The organism is Arthrobacter sp. StoSoilB13 (genome assembly GCF_019977255.1).
In the GTDB taxonomy this organism is placed as follows: domain Bacteria; phylum Actinomycetota; class Actinomycetes; order Actinomycetales; family Micrococcaceae; genus Arthrobacter.
This window is the reverse complement of sequence record NZ_AP024649.1, coordinates 757,041-776,775: the sequence shown is the minus strand read 5'-3', so window position 1 is coordinate 776,775 and position 19,735 is coordinate 757,041. Positions and strand designations below refer to the sequence as shown.

The following is a 19,735-nucleotide window of genomic DNA, read 5'->3' as shown; positions in this document are numbered from 1 at the left end:
TGCAGCGCGACGGTAAAAACGGCACCCGGGTTTCGAGGCGTTTGACGTCAAAAATCGCAGCATTCGGATACATACCGCAACACATATTTCTAGAACGAGCTTCTAAGATTGTTTCCTTTAGTTGATTGACGGTCAAGGGGTTTGATTGCTTAAAGTTTCAGATTGGTGAAGGTACGATTCCAGAAAGAAGCCCGACGACACTCCGGCAAAACTGCATGTCGCGGCGAAGGGAGCATCCTTGGTTCGGAAGACATCCAACGCGGCAGTCCATGCCGGCTCGTGGCAATGGACCCGGACACCCGCCACCCGACGAAACCTCCTGGATGCGGCGAGGGACGTTTTCTGCGAGCACGGCTTCACCGACGCCAGCATTTCGGATGTCGTGGCCCGTTCCGGGTCAAGCGTCGGCAGCCTGTATCACCACTTCGGGGGCAAGACCGAACTCTTCCTGGCACTCTGGGACGATTATCAAAACGAACATGAAAGGCTCGTCGCCGCGGCTGTAGCAAAGGCCAGGAGGTCAGGCGAGAACGATCCGCTGGCCCTGTTCAACGTGGGCAGCCACAGCTACTTCGACTACACCTGGAAACACCGGGACCTGGAGCGGGTCTTCATCGAAGGTGATACTCCCCCTGGGTTCGAGGTACTGCGGCGCGAACGTGGACGCGAGTGGGTTCGGCAAAATTCCGTGCTGCTGGGAGCCAGCGATGACACTCTGGGAAAGCTCACGGTCGCGGTTATCACGGACATCGTCACTCTGGCCGGGAACGAGGTCGCCTTGAGTTCGTCCAAACGGGAGGCGGACGACGTCGTTGAGGCTGCGGCAGTGCTGGTGGGACGGCTGGTTCAATAGCCAACGCTCTCTCACATCCCGACCCGTTTCCTCATCGCTCTCTCACTCCCCGCCGCCTTTTCTGCGCTCGTCAAGTTTTTGAGACAGTTCTCGTTGTTGTTGGTTAGGCGGCCAGGGGTCCCTGAACGGTGGTTTGGTAAGCGGTGTGGGCTGTTACGGGTGGTGCGCCGCCGGCCCTGCGATTGGGTCGGCGACGGTTGTACCAGCCCTCGATGTAGTCCATCACCGCGGTCCGGGCGGCGAGCCTGGAACCGAAGCGGTGGTGGTGGTAGAACTCGGTTTTGAGGTGGGAGAAGAAGTTCTCGGCGACCGCGTTGTCCCAGCACACCCCTACCTTGCCCATGGACTGAGTGACCGCGTTCGTGCCGCACCATTGCTGGAATTCCTCAGAGGTGTACTGGGCGCCGCGGTCGGAGTGGAAGACCACAGAATCCTCGGCGAAGCGCCCGTGGTTCCGGGCCATCTGCAGAGCCGCGGTGCACAGGCTCGCACGCATGTGTCCGGCCATGGACCAGCCAATGACCATGCCGGAAAACAGATCGATGACGGTGGCCAGGTAGAGCCAGCCTTCGCCGGTGCGCAGGTAGGTGATATTGCCGACCAGACGGGTCCCGGGCACGGTGGAGGTGAAGTCGCGTTTGCCGTCGGTGTCGAGCATGTGGTTCTCGATGTGGGCGGTCTTGGCCTGCGGGTCCTGGACCGTGGTCTGTTTCCAGGCCCGAGTTCGGATGGCACGCAGACCGGTCTCGCGCATGATGGCTCCGACGGTTGGGGCGGAGACCTTGGTCCCGGCCGCGTTCAGCAACAAGGCCAACTGGTCCCGTCCGGCACGGCCTTCCTCCTTCGTATAGAGGTCGGTGACCGCGGTGACCAGATCCTCATGCCGCACGGCACGTGGTGAGGGCCCGGCGGGGTTGCGCCACCGATAGAACGAGGCCCGTGAGACCTTCAATGCCCGGCACAGCCACACCACTGAATGGTTGGCCTTCTCCGCTTCGATGAACTCGTAGAAATCCTCTACTTTTGCTTCGCGGCAAAGAAGGCGCTGACTTTTCCCAGGAACTCGACCTCGGCCTTCAACCTGGCGTTCTCGGCCAAGGCCTTTTGGTGTTCTTCCCAGGCAACCGGGCCCCTGTCCTCGGACGGGACAGGGGCATTTGGTTGACGTTCCCGATGTCGGTGAAGCCAGTTCCCCAGCGTGCTTTCCTTCACCCCGATCTCCTCGGCGACCTGCTTCACCGAACGGTTCGTGGACAGCACCAGCCGCACCGCTTCCTCACGGAAAGCGGCATCATATTTTCTTCTGGGCGTGGTCATCTGAAACGAATCTCCCATCAAGCTGTCTCAGAAAACCATACGGCCGCATTCCCCATCGCTCTCTCACATCCCGGCGCGTTTCCCCCATCGCTCTCTCACTTCCCGTCCCTCAGCGTGGATCAGCAACCCAACCCGTGAACAACGGCATGCCGGTTTCAACGTGCACAATCTGGTAGTGGAACGGGTGGTCAAGGACGATTTCACGATCCGGAATCAGGGCTGCGGAATCTTTGGCGTTGATCTGGGTCACCGCGGATGCGATGGTTCCCTTTTCAGCAACGGTAACGTTGGCTGCTTGCGCCGCCTGCGTCAGTTTCATGCCCTGTTGGATCACATCGAAATCCGTGTCCGTGTCGAGGGTCTCCCTGAGTCCGAGCGTTTCGAAGACCTTTCGCAAGTCGAACGTGGTTTTGTGGTCCCACTTTGGCAGGCTGATCCGGACCGTGTCCTGCGCCGCGCGTCCCAACCGTGCTGCCGCGTCCGAAAGCACCTCCGGCGAAACCGCAGCCGGACTTTCGGAACCCGGAGTACCGCCGTCGGGCAGTACCAGCCGCATGACGAAACCTTCGGCGTAAGGCAAGTCCACAGCTTTCCACCCGACGCCTTCGGCGTACGCCATGCTGAGGCCTCCGTGCATAGTAGGAACGGAGACGACTTCCCCGCCGGCCTTGCGGAAGGGCTGATCCGACGTGTCGTTGGCATCGAAGGGCGTCTGCCAAGCCGCGGCGAAGTAAAGCGCGTTGAGCAGACTGAAGGTGTTATCGGGATCGTACTTTGCGGGTGCTTCCTTGATCCTGCCACCCGTGTTCCTGCTGACCCACTGGTCGATGGCAGGTTTGGTCGCCGCCTCATCCTGGAAGGACACCGGGTACACACCCGTGCCATAGTGCTTTGCGAGCGTGGCCAGAAAGTCCTTTCCGGTGGGGATGCCCTTGTCGACGAACAGTCCGTTGGCTGCGTGCATGACGGGTTTGCGTGGCGGGTCGTCCTCGTCCACGCTTCCGGGGTCGCCGTCATACTTTTCCAGCGCCGCGAGTACGGCGTTCATGGCTTCGTCGCGACCCTCGATGGGCAACGCCAGGACTGAATCCATCTCAGCGGCCGTTTCTCCGGATGCTCCGGCTCGCAGCATGCTGAGCGCGAACAACAGGCTGGCGGGCGACGAAACAACGTTCCCGTTCGCGGCATCCCCTCCGTCCGCGAGCAGTGTCGCGCCGAGCTTGCGCGCAGAGGCATTCAGCGCCTCGCGTTGGGCAGGGTAATCCGCCGCTTGGACCGAAACCCGCGTAACGCCGTCGGCCTTTAAGAGCCCGACGTCGGCTGGTTGCGGCGCGCAGGCACTGATTGTCGCCGAACCGCTCGCCAACATGGCTGCCGCTACGACCGCGACCACTTTCCGAACTCGATACATGCCGATCCCCCCATTTGGTGTTCTCCTCACATGCTGCACGCTTTGCCTTCGGAACTCACGCGATCTGAGAGAGGGATTGCCGAATGTGGCCGGAATGTGAGCGAGCATCACGGAAAAGCAGTCAGGAAGTGAGCGAGCATCGGGTTAGCGCGCCGAGTGCGCCGCCAGGAAGCTGTACACCTCGGTCTCGTCCACGCCAGGGAACGCGCCGGGCGGCATGGCGGCGAGCAAGTGTGAGTGGGCGCGGGCGGAGGGCCACGCATTGCCGGCCCACTCGTTGGCCAGGGACGCCGGGGGCCGCTTGCAGCAGTTCGGATCCGGGCAGGTCGAGGTTGCCCGGGCAGTCGTCTCGCGCCCACGGAACCACTTCACATGCTGGTACGGCACGCCGATGCTCAGCGAGAATTCGCCACTGGCCGAACGCTCTGTGCGGGCCGTGCACCAGTAGGTACCCGAAGGCGTGTCCGTGTATTGGCTGTATGCGCTGAACTTGTCCGGCACGTCGAACACTGCCCGCGACGTCCAGGCCTTGCACGACGGCTGACCTTCGATGGCGCCCGTGTGGTCCTGTGGAAAGGTCACGCCGTCGTTCTCGTAGGCCTTGTAGATGATGCCGCTCTGGTGGGTCTTCTGGAAGTGTGTGGTGATGCCGAGGTGCTTGGTGGCCAGGTTGGTGAAGCGGTGCGCAGCGGTCTCATAGGACACAGCGAAGGCGTCGCGGATGTCTTCCACGGCGATTTCCTTGGCGGCCTTGGCCTTTTGGAGGAACTCAACGGTGGCATGCTCCGGCAGGAGCAGCGCAGCAGCGAAATAGTTGGTGGCCACGCGCTGGGCCAGGAAATCGCCGTAGTTGCGTGGAGTCTCGTGCCCCAGGACGTAGTGGCCAAGCGCCTGCAGGAGCACTGAACGCGGGTCGTGATCCTGCCGCTGGTTCTGCGTTAGATAAATTCTGCGGTTCTTCAAATCCGTCACGGAGCGCGTGGAATGGGGCAAATCACCTACGTGGTGGAGGGTGAATCCGAGGTTCTCGGCGATGTCCGCAATGACGTGCTGGCTCAGCGGCCCGGTGGTGTAGCCGACCCCTTTGAGGACCTTCTGCGCCTCGGCCTCATACTCGGGGAAATAGTTGCCGCGCTCACGCATCATGGCACGCAACTCGCCGTTCGCGCGGCGGGCTTCTTCCGGCGTCGCAACCTGCTCGTTAAGTTTGCGTTCGAGCTCCTGAAGCAGCCCAACCTGCGACTCCAGCACATCCAGCGGAAGCCGCGAGCTGATGCGGATTTTGGGCAGGTTCAGCGACTCATAAAGGGGTCCGCGCTGGTACCGTTCCAGCTCGATCTCCAAGGCCGCTCGACGGCTCGGCGGCTCGGCACCGAGCAGCTGGTCGATGCTCACATTAAGCGAGCTTGCCAGCGACTGCAGCAGCCCGAGTTTGGGCTCGCGCTTGCCGTTTTCGATCAGGCTCAACTGGCTGGGCGCGGTCCCGACGGCGGCACTCAAGTCGTCCAGCGTCAGGCCGGCCTGCTTGCGCAAGTGGCGCACGCGGCGGCCAAGGCTGATGACGTCCAGTTCGGGGGACGTAGGGGACGACGACGGCGACGCGACTTCGCGGTTCCAGCTCACAGGCGACATTTCTTGAGAATACGCGAAGAACTGCGTTTCTTTCCATAGTTTTCCCCTAGAAAGGCTATTGAAAGTGCAGAAAAGTAGGTCTCACGAAAAGAAACACAGACCCCCGGTAAGCCGGGCCGACGCAGCAAAGACGCAGCGGAGGCCGGCCCGGGGAGCCCCGCTTGGAAATTAGGAGATATGCAATGACCGCATCATTTGAACCAGCAGAGTCCGCACAGACTGCAGAGCAGCAGGCAGCAGCGCTGGAACTTGAGTGGTCCGCCAACCCGCGTTGGGAAGGCGTCACCCGTGATTACTCGGCCACCGACGTCGTCCGCCTCCGCGGTCGCGTTTCTGAAGAGCACACCCTGGCACGCCGCGGATCCGAGAAGCTGTGGAAGCAGCTCACCGAGGAAGCTCCCACCGGCGGCTACACCAACGCCCTGGGTGCCCTGACCGGCAACCAGGCTGTGCAGCAGGTCAAGGCCGGCCTCCGTGCCATCTATCTTTCCGGCTGGCAGGTTGCCGCGGACGCCAACCTCTCGGGCCAGACGTACCCTGACCAGTCTCTCTACCCGGCCAATTCGGTCCCCCAGGTTGTCCGCCGCATCAACAACGCCCTGCTCCGCGCAGACCAGATCGAATATGCCGAGGGCGTCAAGACTGTTGAGGACTGGTTGGTTCCGATCGTCGCCGACGCCGAAGCCGGCTTCGGTGGCCCGCTGAACGCCTACGAACTCATGAAGTCCATGATCACCGCCGGCGCCTCGGGCGTTCACTGGGAAGATCAGCTGGCCTCCGAAAAGAAGTGCGGCCACCTCGGCGGCAAGGTCCTGATCCCCACCCAGCAGCACATCCGGACCCTCAACGCAGCACGCCTGGCAGCCGACGTCGCCGGTACCCCGACCGTCGTCATCGCCCGCACCGACGCCGAAGCCGCAACGTTGATCACCTCCGACGTCGACGAGCGAGACCAGGAATTCATCACCGGCGAACGTACCGCCGAGGGCTTCTACAAGGTCCGCAACGGCATCGAACCGTGCATCGCCCGCGCCAAGGCCTACGCGCCCTACTCCGACCTCATCTGGATGGAGACCGGCACACCGGACCTGGAGTTGGCCCGCAAGTTTGCCGAATCGGTCAAGGCAGAGTTCCCCGACCAGATGCTTTCCTACAACTGCTCCCCGTCGTTCAACTGGCGCAAGCACCTGGACGACACCACCATTGCCAAGTTCCAGCGCGAACTCGGCGCCATGGGCTTCACGTTCCAGTTCATCACCCTGGCTGGCTTCCACGCCCTGAACTACTCGATGTTCGACCTCGCCCACGGCTACGCCCGTGAAGGCATGAGCGCATACGTCGAACTCCAGGAGAAGGAATTCGCCTCCGAGTCCCGCGGCTACACCGCCACCAAGCACCAGCGCGAAGTCGGCACCGGCTACTTCGACGACATCGCCACCGCGCTCAACCCGAACGCATCCACCCTCGCACTGGTCGGATCGACCGAAGAGGGCCAATTCCACTAAAACTTGCCCAAGTAAGTAGCAGTAGATGCCGTTATGAACGTCCAAAACGGCATCGACTGCGACTCAGTTGGGTCCCTGAAAGGACACTCCCATGAACAGCTTCACCGACAACTTCACTATCAACGGCATCACCATCACCGCGCAGCCCATTTGCCGGCAGAACGAGGTCCTCACGCCGGACGCCCTTGAGTTCATCGGCAAGTTGCACCGGGCTACGGCTGATCGTCGTCAGGAGCTGATGCAGGCACGGCATGCCCGCCGCAACCAGATTTCCAGTGGCCAGGATCCCCGTTTCCTGCCGCAGACCGAGGCCATCCGGAATGACCCGTCGTGGCGCGTCGCTCCCCCGGCACCGGGCCTGGAGGACCGCCGCGTGGAGATCACGGGCCCGGTGGATAAGAAGATGACCATCAACGCCCTGAACTCGGGTGCGAAGGTATGGCTGGCCGACATGGAAGATTCCTCCACACCGACGTGGCGCAACGTCATCCAGGGCCAGCTGAACCTGACTGACGCGCTGGAACGGCGCATCGACTTCACGTCCCCTGAGGGCAAGGAATACAAGCTCAAGCCTGCAGGGGACCTGCCCACCATCGTGGTCCGTCCCCGCGGCTGGCACCTGCCCGAGAAGCACATGCTCATCGACAGCAAGCCGATCGCCGGTGGCGTAGTGGACTTCGGGCTCTTCTTCTTCCACAACGCCCGCCGCCTTCTCGCCCAGGGCAAGGGCCCGTACTTCTACCTGCCCAAGATCGAGAACCACCTCGAAGCCCGCCTGTGGAACGACATCTTCGTCCTGGCCCAGGACCTGCTCGGCATCCCTCAGGGCACCATCCGCGCCACCGTGCTGATCGAAACCATCACCGCCGCGTTCGAGATGGAAGAGATCCTCTACGAACTCCGTGACCACGCGAGCGGTTTGAACGCCGGACGCTGGGACTACATCTTCTCCCTGATCAAGAACTTCCGCACCCGCGGCCCGCGCTTCGTGCTCCCGGACCGCGGCCAGGTAACCATGACGCAGCCGTTCATGCGCGCCTACACCGAACAACTCGTCCGGGCCTGCCACCGCCGCGGTGCCATGGCCATCGGTGGCATGGCTGCCGCTGTCCCAAACCGCAAGGACGAAGCAGCCAACCAGGCCTCGTTCGAGAAGGTCCGTGCAGACAAAACCCGTGAAGCCAACGACGGCTTCGACGGCTCCTGGGTTGCCCACCCGGACCTCGTGCCCGTGGCCCGCGAAGTGTTCGACTCCGTGCTCGGTGACAAGCCGAACCAGCTGGACCGCAGCCGCGAGGACGTCACCCCGGATGACCGCGCGCTGATCGACATCGCCAGCACCGAAGGCACCATCACCGAGGCCGGGGTTCGCCTGAACATCGAGGTAGGCATCCGCTACATCGAGTCCTGGCTCCGTGGCAACGGAGCCGTGGCCATCCACAACCTCATGGAAGACGCCGCCACCGCCGAGATCTCCCGCTCCCAGCTCTGGCAATGGATCCACTCCCACGCCATCACCGATCACGGCGACATCATCACCCGTGAATGGGTCCAGGACATGCTGGACGAGGAATACGCCCGACTGGAACGCTTCGACGGAGACCGCTTCGCTGACGCCCGCGCCATCTTCGAAGAAGTCACCCTTGCCGAGGAATTCCCCACCTTCCTGACAATCCCGGCCTACGCCCGTTTCCTCACCGAAGCCCGTGAAGAGGCCACGGAAGAGGAACTCGTCGCCGCCTAGCCCTGGGTCGAGCGACACACCGAGCCCCGACGCTGGGCTGCCTGCACTCTTCGCAACAAGTGACCCCGATGGTCGGGGAGGCAGCCCAGCAGCGGGGTATCCACCCAACTAGGTCGCAGTTAAGCGCGTTTTGACGGCTCAAAACGCGCTTAACCGCGACTCAGTTGGGTAAACCCGGCGGCGGCACTCACCTACCGCTGCCGGGCCACCCAGCGCACGGACAACGTAACGCACACACAGAACGCGAGCACCGAACCAAGGATCACAAGCAGCGGCACGGTCCAGCCCTCGGACACTCCATGGACGTACCCGATGACGGTTGGCGCCAGGGCTGCGACCAGGTAGCCCACACCTTGGACGACGGCGGACATCTTCCCTGCCGAGGCCTGGTCCTTGGCGAACTTGATGATGGCGATGAACACAACCGTGATGCCGCCACCCTGCGCAATGCCGCCCATGGAAGACCACATCCACCACAAACCAGGCGCCAGGAGCAAGCCCACGGGAACGGTCAGCCACAACGCACTCAAGGTGACGGCCACCGTCGTCGTACTGGCAAAGCGGGCAAGGAGCGGTACACCCAGCCCGCCCACAATCGCGAAGATCTGGAACAGCGATGAGCCTGCGCCGGCCTCGGCGGCGCCCATGGCGAGTTCGTCGGACAGGAAGCTTGGCAGCCAAGCGGTGACGCCGTAGTAGGAGAACGCTTGGCCTGCGAAGCCAAGCGTCAGGCCAGCGGTTAGCCAGCCCACGCCGGCAACCTTCCCCGGCCCGGAGGGAGAAGCAGCCGGAACCGCGGCTGGCACAAACGCCCGGCGCGCACCAACAGTTGGCACCCAGAACAGGATTGCGGCCAAGGCCAGAAGTGCACTCGCCGCGAGGGAAAGCCGCCAGCCCACCAATTCAGCAAGCGGCGCAGTGGCCACCGAGGTAAGGAAGGACCCGATGTTCAGCGCCGCCGTGTAGACACCCATTGCGGTTGCCTGCCGCCGCGGCGCAAAGTCGCGCCGGATGATGAGCGGCACGGCGATATTGCCGATCGTAATAGCCACACCGATGATCACCGTTCCCACCATCACCGGAATACCACCGCCGCTGGAGCGGATCACGACGCCGGCCAGCACGCCGAGCAGCGTGAGCATCACCGCGAATTCGGCACCCAGCCTGCGGCCGGCCATCGATGCCAGCGGCGAGGCAAGCGAGAAGCAGAGCACCGGGATACCAGTCAACAGACCCAGTTCAACAGGCGAGAATCCGAGGTCGGCCTGCAGCGAATCCACCACGGGGGCCACTGCTACGAACGGCCCACGCATGTTGAGCGCGATCAGCCCGATGCAGGCAAGGATCAACCATCCCCGGGGAACTTTGGCGAGGAACTGGCTCATGGCGTGCGCTGGAAGGTGGCGGGAAACGTTTTCATCACCTTCATTGCTATCACGCCGCCACCGGCCATCCGGTCACAATCGGCGTCTATCCAGCTGCTTGGAGCGTGGCTTCAATCACTGCCGGTGAGAGCACGTACTGCGTCACCATCTGGCTGGCGCCCAGAATTGCGGCGCGGTCACCGGCCATGGAAATGCCGATCCGCAGGTGCGTGGTGGCCAACGGCAGCGAGCGCCGGTACACAACCTCGCGAATGCCGGCAACCAGGTGTTCGCCAGCCTCCCCCACGCTGCCGCCGATGATGATCATGGACGGATTGAGCAGGTTGACCACTGTGGCCAGCACATCGCCGACGTCCCGTCCCGCCTGCCGCAGCGCCTGGATGGCCTGCAAATTTCCTTCGGCTACCAGCCGGAGAACATCCGCTCCCGTGGCGGCTTCGAGGCCTTGCGCCTTGAGTTGTTGCGCGACGGCGGGACCTGAGGCGAGCGCTTCGAGGCATCCATAGTTGCCACAACGGCAGAGGACGTCGTCGCCGCGGGGCACCCTCACGTGGCCGAGGTCCCCTGCAGTGCCGTTGGCGCCGCGTTGCAGCTGGCCGCTGCTGATGATCCCTGCGCCGATGCCGGTGGCGACTTTGATGAACAGGAAATTCTCGTGATCAGGCCAGTAGGCGGTCCGTTCGCCGAGCGCCATGATGTTGACGTCGTTGTCCACCAGCACGGGTACGGGCAGTGAGCGCTGGACGTAAGGGACGACGTCGAACCCGTCCCAACCGGGCATGATGGGCGGCTTGACCGGCCGTCCGGTGGCGTGTTCCACGGGGCCCGGAAGGCCGATACCCATTCCTGCGAGGTCGCCCGGTTCCCGTCCCGCTTCGGCGAGCAATTCGCGGCCCGCGCTGATGACCTTGCCCAGCACGACCTCCGGGCCGTCCGCGACTTCCTGCGAGAGGCGCCGTTCGGCGAGGACACTTCCGCTGAGGTCTGTGACGGCGACAATCACGTGGGTCGCTCCGACGTCGACGGCCAGGACTACGCGCGCGGCGGGGTTGAAGGCAAAGCGCGACGGCGGCCTGCCGCCGCTGGACGTGGCCTCACCGGCAGGGCCCACGAGGCCGGATCCGATCAGGGCGTCGATGCGGGAAGCGACGGTGGAGCGGGCGAGTCCTGTGGTGAGTGCCAGTTCAGCACGGGTCCGGGCCTGGCCGTCCCGCAGGAGCTGGAAGAGGTCCCCGGCACGTGAAAGGTTACCTGCGTCCTGCGCGGGGGCGTCTTTTCCGCCTTGGTGTCCGGGTCCTGAGGTCATGCCATTAGTGAAGCACGATTGCTTATGCGTGTCATGCAGCAGAAGTTTGTCGGCCATATTTCAACTTTTGCTTGACGCTCGGCAAAAGTCCCCCTAGGTTGTGAGGAGCAGCACATCACCCCCTTGGATGCCGGAAATCAGCGGCATCGATTTGCCTCCACCCACAACGACGAGGAGAGACAGTGTCATATTCGATCCAGCTCTACACGGTCCGAAAGGCCCTTGAAGAGGATCTGGCGGGAACCATCCGGCGCCTGGCCGACATCGGCTTCACGATGGTTGAGCCCTACCGTTTTGTTGCCAAGGCCGAAGAACTTAAGCGGGTATTGACGGAGAACAACCTCACCGCCCCGTCCGGCCACGCTCCCTTGCTTAGCGATGACCAGGACGCAATCTTTGCCGCTGCGCAGCAGCTGGGTATCGGAACTGTCATTGACCCGCATGTTCCGATCGAGCGCTGGAACACCATCGAGGACATCAAGGCCACCGCCGAACAGCTCAACGCGGCCGCTGCCAAGGGATCCGAGTACGGCGTGCGCGTCGGTTATCACAACCACTGGTGGGAAGTTGAATCCGTCATCGATGGCAAAACTGCGATCGAACACCTGGCCGACCACCTCGATCCTGAGGTCGTCCTGGAGCTCGACACGTATTGGGCGGCAGTAGGTGGGCAGAACCCCGCTGAACTCCTGGCCCGGCTTGGTGACCGCGTGAAGTTCATTCACGTCAAGGATGGTCCCGTGACCTCGGACCCCTCGAGCCAGCTCGCCGTTGGTGCCGGCCAGATGCCTATCTGGGACGTCTTGAACGCCGCCGGCTCACTTGAAGCAGCGGTCGTGGAACTGGACGACTTCCAGGGCGACATGTTCGATGCCGTGGAAGACAGCTACAACTACCTCAACGCCGGGAAGGTGTCCGCATGAGCCACGCAGCAGGAGCCGCCTTCGGTTCTCTGACATCAAGCCCTGTCGGTTCAGGCCCCGGTGGGCGTCGGCATCATCGGCGCAGGTGTCATCAGCAAGCAGTACCTCGACAACCTCACAAGCTTCCCTGATGTCCGCGTTGTGGCGATCGGCGACTTGTTCGAGGAGGCCGCAGCCACCCGGGCCAACGAGTACGGCATTCCCGTGCACGGCGGCATTGATGCTGTCCTCGGCCACCCGGAGGTGGAGATTGTCATTAACCTGACCATCCCCGCTGCCCACGTGGAAGTTGCCACGCAGGCTGTGAACGCAGGCAAGCACGTCTGGAGCGAAAAGCCGTTCTCCCTGGATCGGGAAAGTGGCTTGGGCCTGCTCAAGGCAGCCGACGCAGCCGGCGTCAGGCTGGGTTGCGCCCCGGACACGTTCCTCGGGGCCGGCCTCCAAACTGCCCGCCGGATGATCGAACGCGGCGACATCGGCACTCCACTGACAGCACTGACCTTGATGCAGTCGCCGGGTCCGGAATCCTGGCACCCGAATCCCGCCTTCCTCTTTCAGGACGGTGCGGGCCCTCTGTTCGACATCGGCCCTTACTACCTGACCACGCTTGTGCAGACCTTCGGTAGCATCCGCAAGGTGGGTGCTTTCGGCTCCAAGTCCCGCGAAACACGGGTGATCGGCTCGGGCCCCAAGGCAGGCGAGACGTTCGACGTCACGGTCCCCACCCACGTCAGCTCCATCCTGGAGTTCGAGAATGGCGAATCTGCCCAGAGCATCTTCAGCTTCGATTCCCCGCTCAAACGCGCAGGGTTCGTGGAAATCACCGGTTCCGACGCCACCATCGCGTTGCCGGACCCGAACAACTTCGACGGCGACATCAGGATTTGCGCCCTCGGCTCCGACGATTGGACAACCGTCCCTTCGGTCGGCTCAACTGCCAGCCGTGGAGCGGGCGTCCTGGAAATGGCCCGCGCCATCCGTGAGGGCCGGCCACACCGCGCCCAGGGTGAACTTGCGTTCCACATCCTGGACACGATGGCCTCCATCGCGGAGTCAATCGACAACCGGGCCTTCGTGGATGTGGAAAGTTCCGCAGCACAGGTCCCTGCGCTGCCCGAGGATTGGGATCCCACGGCAGCAACGCTTTCAGCCTAGTTTCAGCCAGCACCAGCTCGACGACGAGAAAACCGGAGCATCATGAAGAATCCCCTGAAAGTCCTATCGGCGGTTGCCGCGACGGCAGCCTTGGCACTGGGTCTCAGCGCCTGCGGTGGCGGCGGCAGTCCACAAGCAAGCAGTGACACCATCACCTACTGGGCATCGGACCAGGGCAACAGCCTGGACGACACCGCAGCCAAGCTGAAGCCGACGCTGGATCGTTTTACCGAAAAGACCGGAGTAAAGGTACAGCTGGAAGTCATCAGCTGGACCGACCTCTACAACCGCATTCTTACGGCCGTTACCAGTGGCGACGGTCCTGACGTCCTCAACATCGGCAACACGTGGGCCGTCACCCTTCAGGAGACGGGCGCTTTCGAGCCCGTGGAAGGTGAACTGCTCGAGGCCGTAGGCGGCAAAGACCGCTTCCTGAAGACCAGCTGGTCCACCGGTGGCGCGGAGGGCAAGACGCCCACGTCCGTGCCGCTCTACGGTTTGGCCTACAACATGTATTACAACACCAAGCTGTTCAAGGAAGCCGGGATCGAGAAGGCCCCCACAACCTGGGACGAGTTTGTAGCTGATGCCAAGAAGCTCACCAAGGACACCAACGGTGACGGCAAGCCCGATCAGTGGGGCTTCACCGCCGCCGGAGCATCCGTTTCCGCCAACTCGCACCAAGCCTTCGTTCGTGGCCTGCAAAACGGTGGCACCTTGTTCGATAAGGACGGAAAGCCCACTTTTGACAGCGATCCCCAGGTAGAGGGTGTCAAGCAGTTCGTGGACCTGATGGCCACGGAGAAGGTGATGTCGCCGTCGGACGCTGAACTGAGCCAGGGCAGCCAGAAGGTGGACAACCTCATCAACGGCAAGGCCGCCATGATGTTCGACCAGAGCCCGCTGAAGAACTTCGCTGCGCGCGACTTCAAGGACTGGGGTGTAGCCCCTATCCCCATGATGACCGCCGGAGCTACCGGTGACCGTGGCACCCAGAGCCACGTGGCCGGTATCAACCTCAGTGTCTTCAAGAACAGCGACAACAAGGCAAATGCCATTAAGCTGGCCGCGTTCCTGACCAGTGACGAAGAGCAGATTGCCCTCAACAAGGCCTACTCCTCCCTGCCTGTAGTCACCGCAGCGTCGAGCGATGCAGCCTTCCAGACCGAAGAAGTCAAGGCCAAGAATGACGCCCTGGCCAACCACTCCCTGCCCATGCCGCTGATCGCCAAAGAAGGTCAGATGGAGACCCTCACCGGCACGGCAATCAAGAACCTCTTTGCCAAAGCGGCAACGGGAACTGTTTCCGAAGACGACATCCGGGCGGCCCTCAAGGACGCCAACAACCAGATGGCCGCGGCCCAGTAACCAGGCCCAGTGAGTGGGGACGCCACCACAAAAGTGGCGTCCCCGCTCCGGCAAAGGAGTTTCCATGTCCCATTCAGCATTGGACAGCGGCCCGGCCGCTGCAGGCAGCACCCCTGCCGTTGATCCCGAGCCCGGCCAAGCACGGGCAGCAAGCACACCGCCTGTACGTAAAAGGCGTCGCTCATTCCTCCCTTACGGCTTGATCCTTCCGGCCGCGATACTTGAACTCCTGATCCACATCGGCCCGATGCTCCTTGGGATCTGGATCGCGTTCATCTCCCTGACGCAGCTCAACCTCACCAACTGGCTCAACGCGCCGTTCGTGGGGCTCCAGAACTTCATCAACGGGCTAAACCCGGACAGCACCATCGGTCAGGCCTTCTTCAGCACGGTTGGCCGCACGCTGGGCTACACCATCCTGGTGGTCGGCTTCTCCTGGGTCCTCGGTATGGCAGGCGCGGTTTTCCTGTCCTCCAACTTCAGAGGGCGTGCCCTTCTTCGCACGTTCTTCCTGGTCCCTTACGCACTCCCGGCCTACGTAGGAACCATCGCCTGGGCCTTCATGTTCAATCAGCGCGATGGTGCCGTGAACCAAATCCTGGTGGACACGCTTCACCTCTTCGGCGACGATCGCCCCTTCTGGCTGCTGGGCGAGAACTCCTTCGGAGCCATGGTGATAGTCAACGTCTGGCAGTTGTGGCCGTTCGCCTTCCTCATGCTGATGGCAGCCTTACAGAACGTCCCGACGGATGTCTACGAGGCAGCAGCCATTGACGGCGCTACGCTCTGGCAGCAGTTCCGCCGCATCACCTTGCCAATGGTCCGCCCGGCCAACGGCGTGCTGCTCATGGTCATGTCGCTATGGACTTTCAACCAGTTCAACGTCCCCTTCGTCCTGTTTGGAGCCACGTCTCCCAAGGAAGCCACCCTTATTTCCCCTCTGATCTACCAAAACTCCTTCGGCAGTTGGAACTTCGGCCTCGGCGGCGCAATGAGCGTGCTGCTGCTGATCGCTCTGTTCATTGCCTCCGCTTTCTACATCCGCATGGTGCTGCCAAAGGGAGCCGACAATGATTGAGACACGCAACTTCCGGATCCTCAGGAACGTGGTCCTGACCATCCTGTCCCTCTGGGTGGCGGTTCCACTCTTCGTGGTGGTCTCCACCTCATTGAAACCCCTTAAGGATGTCTCAGGGCTCTTCCAGTGGATTCCCCGGGAAATCACCGCCTCACCGTACCTGGACATCTGGACCACGGTTCCGCTGGCCAAGTACTTCCAGAACAGCCTCATCATCACCGTCTGCGCAACAGCGTGCTCAGTGACGGTCGCCGTCCTTGCCGCCTACGCCATTGCCCGATTGCAGTTCAAGGGGAAGCGCGCTTTCAGCCTGACTGTCCTCTCCACCCAGATGTTCCCCGGCATCCTGTTCCTCCTGCCGCTGTACCTGATCTTCACCCAGATCCGCAACATGACCGGCTTGCAGCTGCAGGGCTCCTACCTCGGGCTGATCATCACGTACATGACGTTCACCTTGCCTTTCGCCATCTGGATGCTGAGCGGCTACTTTGCCTCGATTCCAAAGGAACTGGAAGAGGCTTCGATGATCGATGGCACCGGCAGGATGGGAGCACTGTTCCGTGTGATCCTCCCTGTGGCCAAGCCAGGCATCATCGCAGTTGCCGTGTATTCATTCATCTCCGCCTGGGGCGAGGTTTTGTTCGCATCCGTGCTCACCAACGAGGCCACAAAAACGCTGTCCTTGGGGCTCAAGGCCTACGCCAGTGAATCGGACGTGTTTTGGAACCAACTCATGGCTGCTTCGGTTGTGGTCAGCCTGCCCGTCTTGATCGGATTCATCCTGGTCCAGAAACATCTGGTGGCAGGGCTCTCGTCAGGAGCAGTTAAGTAGGTTCACTGTTAAGTAGAGCCAACGGCCAGTACAACCAACACCGAGCAACACAGGGCAACACCGGGCGATCATCAAGAGGAACGCAAATGTCGTATTCACTCCAGCTCTACACGGTTCGCAACGCCATCCAAGAGGACCTGTCTGGAACCATCAAGAGAGTCGCCGAGATCGGCTTCAGGCAGGTTGAACCGTACAACTTCGTGGCCACCGCCAAGGAACTCGGGGCCGCCTTGAAGGAGAACGGCCTTACTGCTCCTTCCGGGCACGCACCGCTTTTGAGCCAGGACCAGGACGAGATCTTCGCCGCCGCCAAGGAACTGGGCATCACGACCGTGATTGATCCCTTCCTCCCGGCGGAGCACTGGCAGGATGCCGGGACTATCCAGGGCACGGCGGCGAAACTCAACGCAGCTGCGAAGAAGGGCGCTGAATACGGCATCCGCGTGGGTTACCACAACCATGCGTGGGAGCTGGAGTCCACCATCGAAGGCCAGACTGCCTTGGAGTACTTCGAGGGTCTGCTGGACCCGGAGGTAGTCCTTGAAGTGGACACCTACTGGGTTGCCGTGGGTGGCCAGGATCCCGTTGAACTCCTAACTCGTCTGGGTGACCGGGTGAAACTCATCCACATCAAGGACGGACCGGCCACCACGGAAACCAAGGCCCAGCAGCCCGCCGGCCAGGGCACCATCCCGGTGCTGGACGTCATCGCCGCAGCCAAATCGCTGGAAGTTGGCGTGGTGGAGTTCGATGACTACTCCGGCGATATTTTTGAGGGCATCACCGAGAGCCTGGCATTCCTGACCGCAGCAGCCAGCGCGCAGGCAGCCGAGGGAACTATTTCCCAGGAGGCTGGGGCATGAGCTTCTCTCCCTCCACCCGGAAAGGGCCCGTCGGTGTCGCGGTCATCGGTGCGGGCAACATCAGCAAGCAATACCTTGACAACCTCACCACCTTCCCGGATTTGAAGGTCCTGGTGATCGCGGATCTCTTCGAAGAGGCTGCCGAAGTACGGGCCAAGGAATACGGGATCGCCGAGTTCGGCGCGCCGGAGCTGGCACTGAACCATCCCGACGTCGAAATCATCGTGAACCTGACCATCCCGGCAGCGCACGTCGAGGTTGCAACGGCCGCGGTCACTGCCGGCAAGCATGTCTGGACCGAGAAGCCGTTCTCGCTGGACCGTGAATCCGGACTTGGCCTGCTCAAAGCCGCCGACGCCGCGGGGATGCGCCTAGGCACGGCCCCGGACACGTTCCTCGGCGCCGGCCTGCAGACCGCCCGCCGCATCATCGAGCGCGGTGATATCGGCACACCGCTAACGGGCATGACCACGTTCCAGACGCCGGGCCCTGAATCCTGGCACCCGAACCCGGCGTTCTTGTTCCAGCACGGCGCGGGCCCGCTGTTCGACATGGGCCCTTATTACCTCACCGCACTGATCCAGACCTTCGGCTCGGTCCGCAGGGTGGCCGCCGTCGGCTCCTCCGCCAAAGCGACCCGGATCATTGGTTCGGGTCCGAAGGCCGGGGAGGAATTCGCCGTCGAGGTTCCCACGCATGTCTCCGCGATGGCGCAGTTCGAAAGCGGCGCGTCCTCGCACAGCGTGTTCTCCTTCGAGTCCCCGCGCCAGCGGATGGGTTTCGTGGAAATCACCGGCTCGGAGGCCACGCTCTCGCTGCCTGACCCGAACTATTTCGACGGCGACCTCAAGCTGTGGCGCCCCGGCGCAGAAGAGCCCGAGATCATTCCCTCCACAGGACCGGCCAACGGCCGCGGCCTGGGCGTGCTGGACATGGCCCGTGCCGTCCGCTCAGGCGCCCCGCACCGCGCCACCGGCGAACTGGCCTACCACGTGTTGGACACCATGGTCTCGATTTCCGAATCCGTGGAATCCGGCTCTTTCGTGGACGTCACCAGCAACGCGCCCGCCTCCGAACCAGTCCCGGAGGACTGGGCGCCGGAAACCGCAACTCTCCAGGCAACCGCAACTCCGTAAGTAACGAGGAACCACACCATGAGCACCCCCGCCCACACTGACCAGAGCCAGGGCAACCCGCAACCTACCCGCACATTGGGGGTGGCCGCCATCGGCTACGCCTTCATGGGAAAGGCCCACTCGAACGCGTGGCGGAACGTGGCCAGCTTCTTCGACGTCCCGGCCATCGAACAAAAAGTCCTCGTCGGCCGGGACGCCGATGCCGTCGCTGAAGCCGCAGCAAAGTACGGCTGGACCGAGTCCGCCACCGACTGGCGGTCCGTCATTGCCCGGGACGACATCCACATCGTCGATATCTGCGCCCCGGGCTGGATGCACGCCGAAATCGCCATCGCTGCCCTCCAAGCCGGCAAGCACGTCCTCGTGGAAAAGCCGCTGGCGAACACGATCGCCGAGGCAGAAGCCATGACCACTGCCGCCGCAGCCGCCCGTGAGAAGGGCGTGCAGTCGATGATCGGTTTCAACTACCGCCGGGTCCCCGCTTTGGCGCTCGCGAAAGAACTGATCGCCGAAGGCCGGCTCGGCACGGTCCGCCACGTCCGCGCCGCCTACCTCCAGGACTGGCTCTCCGACGCCGAATCCCCCATGACCTGGCGGCTCCGCAAGGAAACCGCCGGCTCCGGGGCGCTGGGCGACATCGCCTCGCACGCCATCGACCAAGTCCTGTTCCTCCTGGGTGACGCCGTCACCGAGGTCACGGGCCGCCTGCACACCTTCGTGGACCGCCGCCCCGGGCCAAATGGCCCGGAAGATGTCACGGTCGACGACGCCGCCTGGGCTACGCTGACACTCGCCTCCGGAGCAATCGCCTCGGTGGAAGTCAGCCGCCTAGCGACCGGCCAGAAGAACTCCCTCAGACTCGAAATCTACGGCGACAAAGGCACCATCCTGTTCGACCTCGAGAACCTGAACGAGCTCGGCTTCCTTGATGCCACGGTCCCTGTCCGGGAGCAGGGCTTCCGCCGGATCCTGGTCAACGAACCCGAACACCCCTACATGGGCGCATGGTGGCCGCAGGGTCACATCATCGGTTGGGAACACACTTTCACGCACCAGATCCGGGACTTCCTGTTGGCCATTCGGGACGGAAGCCAGCCGTCGCCGTCGTTCGAAGAAGGCCTGAACGTCCAGCACGTCCTCGCGGCGATCGAAGAATCCGCCGCAGCCAAAAGCTCACTGATCCAACTTTCCCCGAAGCCAAACAGCACCACTACTGAAGGAGCCTGA

The 19,735-nt window shown here is 62.7% G+C and carries 16 protein-coding genes; 11 read left to right on the top strand and 5 right to left on the bottom strand.

The genetic code is table 11. The features are described 5' to 3' along the window. Positions 1-238 precede the first annotated feature (238 nt). Positions 239-853, top strand: coding sequence for a TetR/AcrR family transcriptional regulator (locus LDP01_RS22205; RefSeq protein ID WP_224094256.1), 615 nt, complete (start codon positions 239-241; stop codon positions 851-853). 103 nt (positions 854-956) lie between these two features. Here the strand turns inward: LDP01_RS22205 and LDP01_RS22200 are convergent. From LDP01_RS22200 to LDP01_RS22185, 3 genes are all read right to left on the bottom strand, one after another. Continuing rightward, positions 957-2,170, bottom strand: a protein-coding gene (locus LDP01_RS22200) for an IS3 family transposase (protein ID WP_527249054.1) whose coding sequence is annotated in 2 segments (ribosomal slippage) — positions 957-1,909 and positions 1,909-2,170 — 1,215 coding nt in all. Because the reading frame shifts where the segments join, the coding sequence is not laid out codon by codon here. 109 nt (positions 2,171-2,279) lie between these two features. Beyond that, a complete protein-coding gene (locus LDP01_RS22190) occupies positions 2,280-3,581 on the bottom strand; it encodes a serpin family protein (protein WP_224094255.1) in 1,302 nt (433 codons plus the stop codon). A gap of 144 nt (positions 3,582-3,725) precedes the next feature. Continuing rightward, complete coding sequence (locus LDP01_RS22185) at positions 3,726-5,213, bottom strand: XRE family transcriptional regulator (RefSeq protein ID WP_224094254.1); 1,488 nt, start codon at positions 5,211-5,213, stop codon at positions 3,726-3,728. Between the two features lie 182 nt (positions 5,214-5,395). Here LDP01_RS22185 and aceA point away from each other — a divergent pair, with 182 nt between their 5' ends. Together aceA and aceB are read left to right on the top strand one after the other, a co-directional pair. Continuing rightward, positions 5,396-6,718 (top strand): isocitrate lyase, encoded by a 1,323-nt coding sequence (gene aceA, locus LDP01_RS22180; RefSeq protein WP_224094253.1) that lies wholly within the window; start codon positions 5,396-5,398, stop codon positions 6,716-6,718. 91 nt (positions 6,719-6,809) lie between these two features. Continuing rightward, complete coding sequence (aceB, locus tag LDP01_RS22175; RefSeq protein ID WP_224094252.1) at positions 6,810-8,462, top strand: malate synthase A; 1,653 nt, start codon at positions 6,810-6,812, stop codon at positions 8,460-8,462. 191 nt (positions 8,463-8,653) lie between these two features. Here aceB and LDP01_RS22170 read toward each other — a convergent pair whose 3' ends face one another. After that, positions 8,654-9,847 carry an MFS transporter gene (locus LDP01_RS22170; RefSeq protein ID WP_224094251.1) on the bottom strand — a complete coding sequence of 398 codons (1,194 nt, stop codon included), beginning with the start codon at positions 9,845-9,847 and terminating at the stop codon, positions 8,654-8,656. Positions 9,848-9,932: 85 nt separating this feature from the next. After that, positions 9,933-11,153, bottom strand: a complete 1,221-nt coding sequence (locus LDP01_RS22165) for an ROK family transcriptional regulator (protein ID WP_224095128.1) — start codon at positions 11,151-11,153, stop codon at positions 9,933-9,935. A 182-nt stretch (positions 11,154-11,335) separates the two neighbouring features. Between LDP01_RS22165 and LDP01_RS22160 the strand changes: the two genes are divergently transcribed. The 8 genes from LDP01_RS22160 to LDP01_RS22125 all read left to right on the top strand — a co-directional run bounded on the left by LDP01_RS22160 (position 11,336) and on the right by LDP01_RS22125 (position 19,735). Further along, complete coding sequence (locus tag LDP01_RS22160) at positions 11,336-12,076, top strand: sugar phosphate isomerase/epimerase family protein (RefSeq protein WP_224094250.1); 741 nt, start codon at positions 11,336-11,338, stop codon at positions 12,074-12,076. A gap of 42 nt (positions 12,077-12,118) precedes the next feature. Beyond that, positions 12,119-13,231: a Gfo/Idh/MocA family protein gene (locus LDP01_RS22155; RefSeq protein WP_527249115.1), complete on the top strand. Its 1,113-nt coding sequence runs from the start codon at positions 12,119-12,121 to the stop codon at positions 13,229-13,231. 42 nt (positions 13,232-13,273) lie between these two features. Next, positions 13,274-14,599, top strand: a complete 1,326-nt coding sequence (locus tag LDP01_RS22150; RefSeq protein WP_224094248.1) for an ABC transporter substrate-binding protein — start codon at positions 13,274-13,276, stop codon at positions 14,597-14,599. Positions 14,600-14,663: 64 nt separating this feature from the next. Next, entirely contained in the window at positions 14,664-15,677 is a 1,014-nt protein-coding gene (locus LDP01_RS22145; RefSeq protein WP_224094247.1) for a carbohydrate ABC transporter permease, read from the top strand. Beyond that, complete coding sequence (locus LDP01_RS22140; protein ID WP_224094246.1) at positions 15,670-16,509, top strand: carbohydrate ABC transporter permease; 840 nt, start codon at positions 15,670-15,672, stop codon at positions 16,507-16,509. The genes LDP01_RS22145 and LDP01_RS22140 overlap by 8 nt, the downstream gene beginning before the upstream one ends. An 86-nt stretch (positions 16,510-16,595) precedes the next feature. Next, on the top strand, positions 16,596-17,372 hold the full coding sequence (locus LDP01_RS22135; protein ID WP_224094244.1) for a sugar phosphate isomerase/epimerase family protein: 777 nt from the start codon (positions 16,596-16,598) through the stop codon (positions 17,370-17,372). After that, positions 17,369-18,508 (top strand): Gfo/Idh/MocA family protein, encoded by a 1,140-nt coding sequence (locus LDP01_RS22130; RefSeq protein ID WP_224094242.1) that lies wholly within the window; start codon positions 17,369-17,371, stop codon positions 18,506-18,508. Before LDP01_RS22135 ends, LDP01_RS22130 begins: the two co-directional genes overlap by 4 nt. A gap of 18 nt (positions 18,509-18,526) precedes the next feature. Continuing rightward, positions 18,527-19,735, top strand: coding sequence for a Gfo/Idh/MocA family protein (locus tag LDP01_RS22125; protein WP_224094240.1), 1,209 nt, complete (start codon positions 18,527-18,529; stop codon positions 19,733-19,735).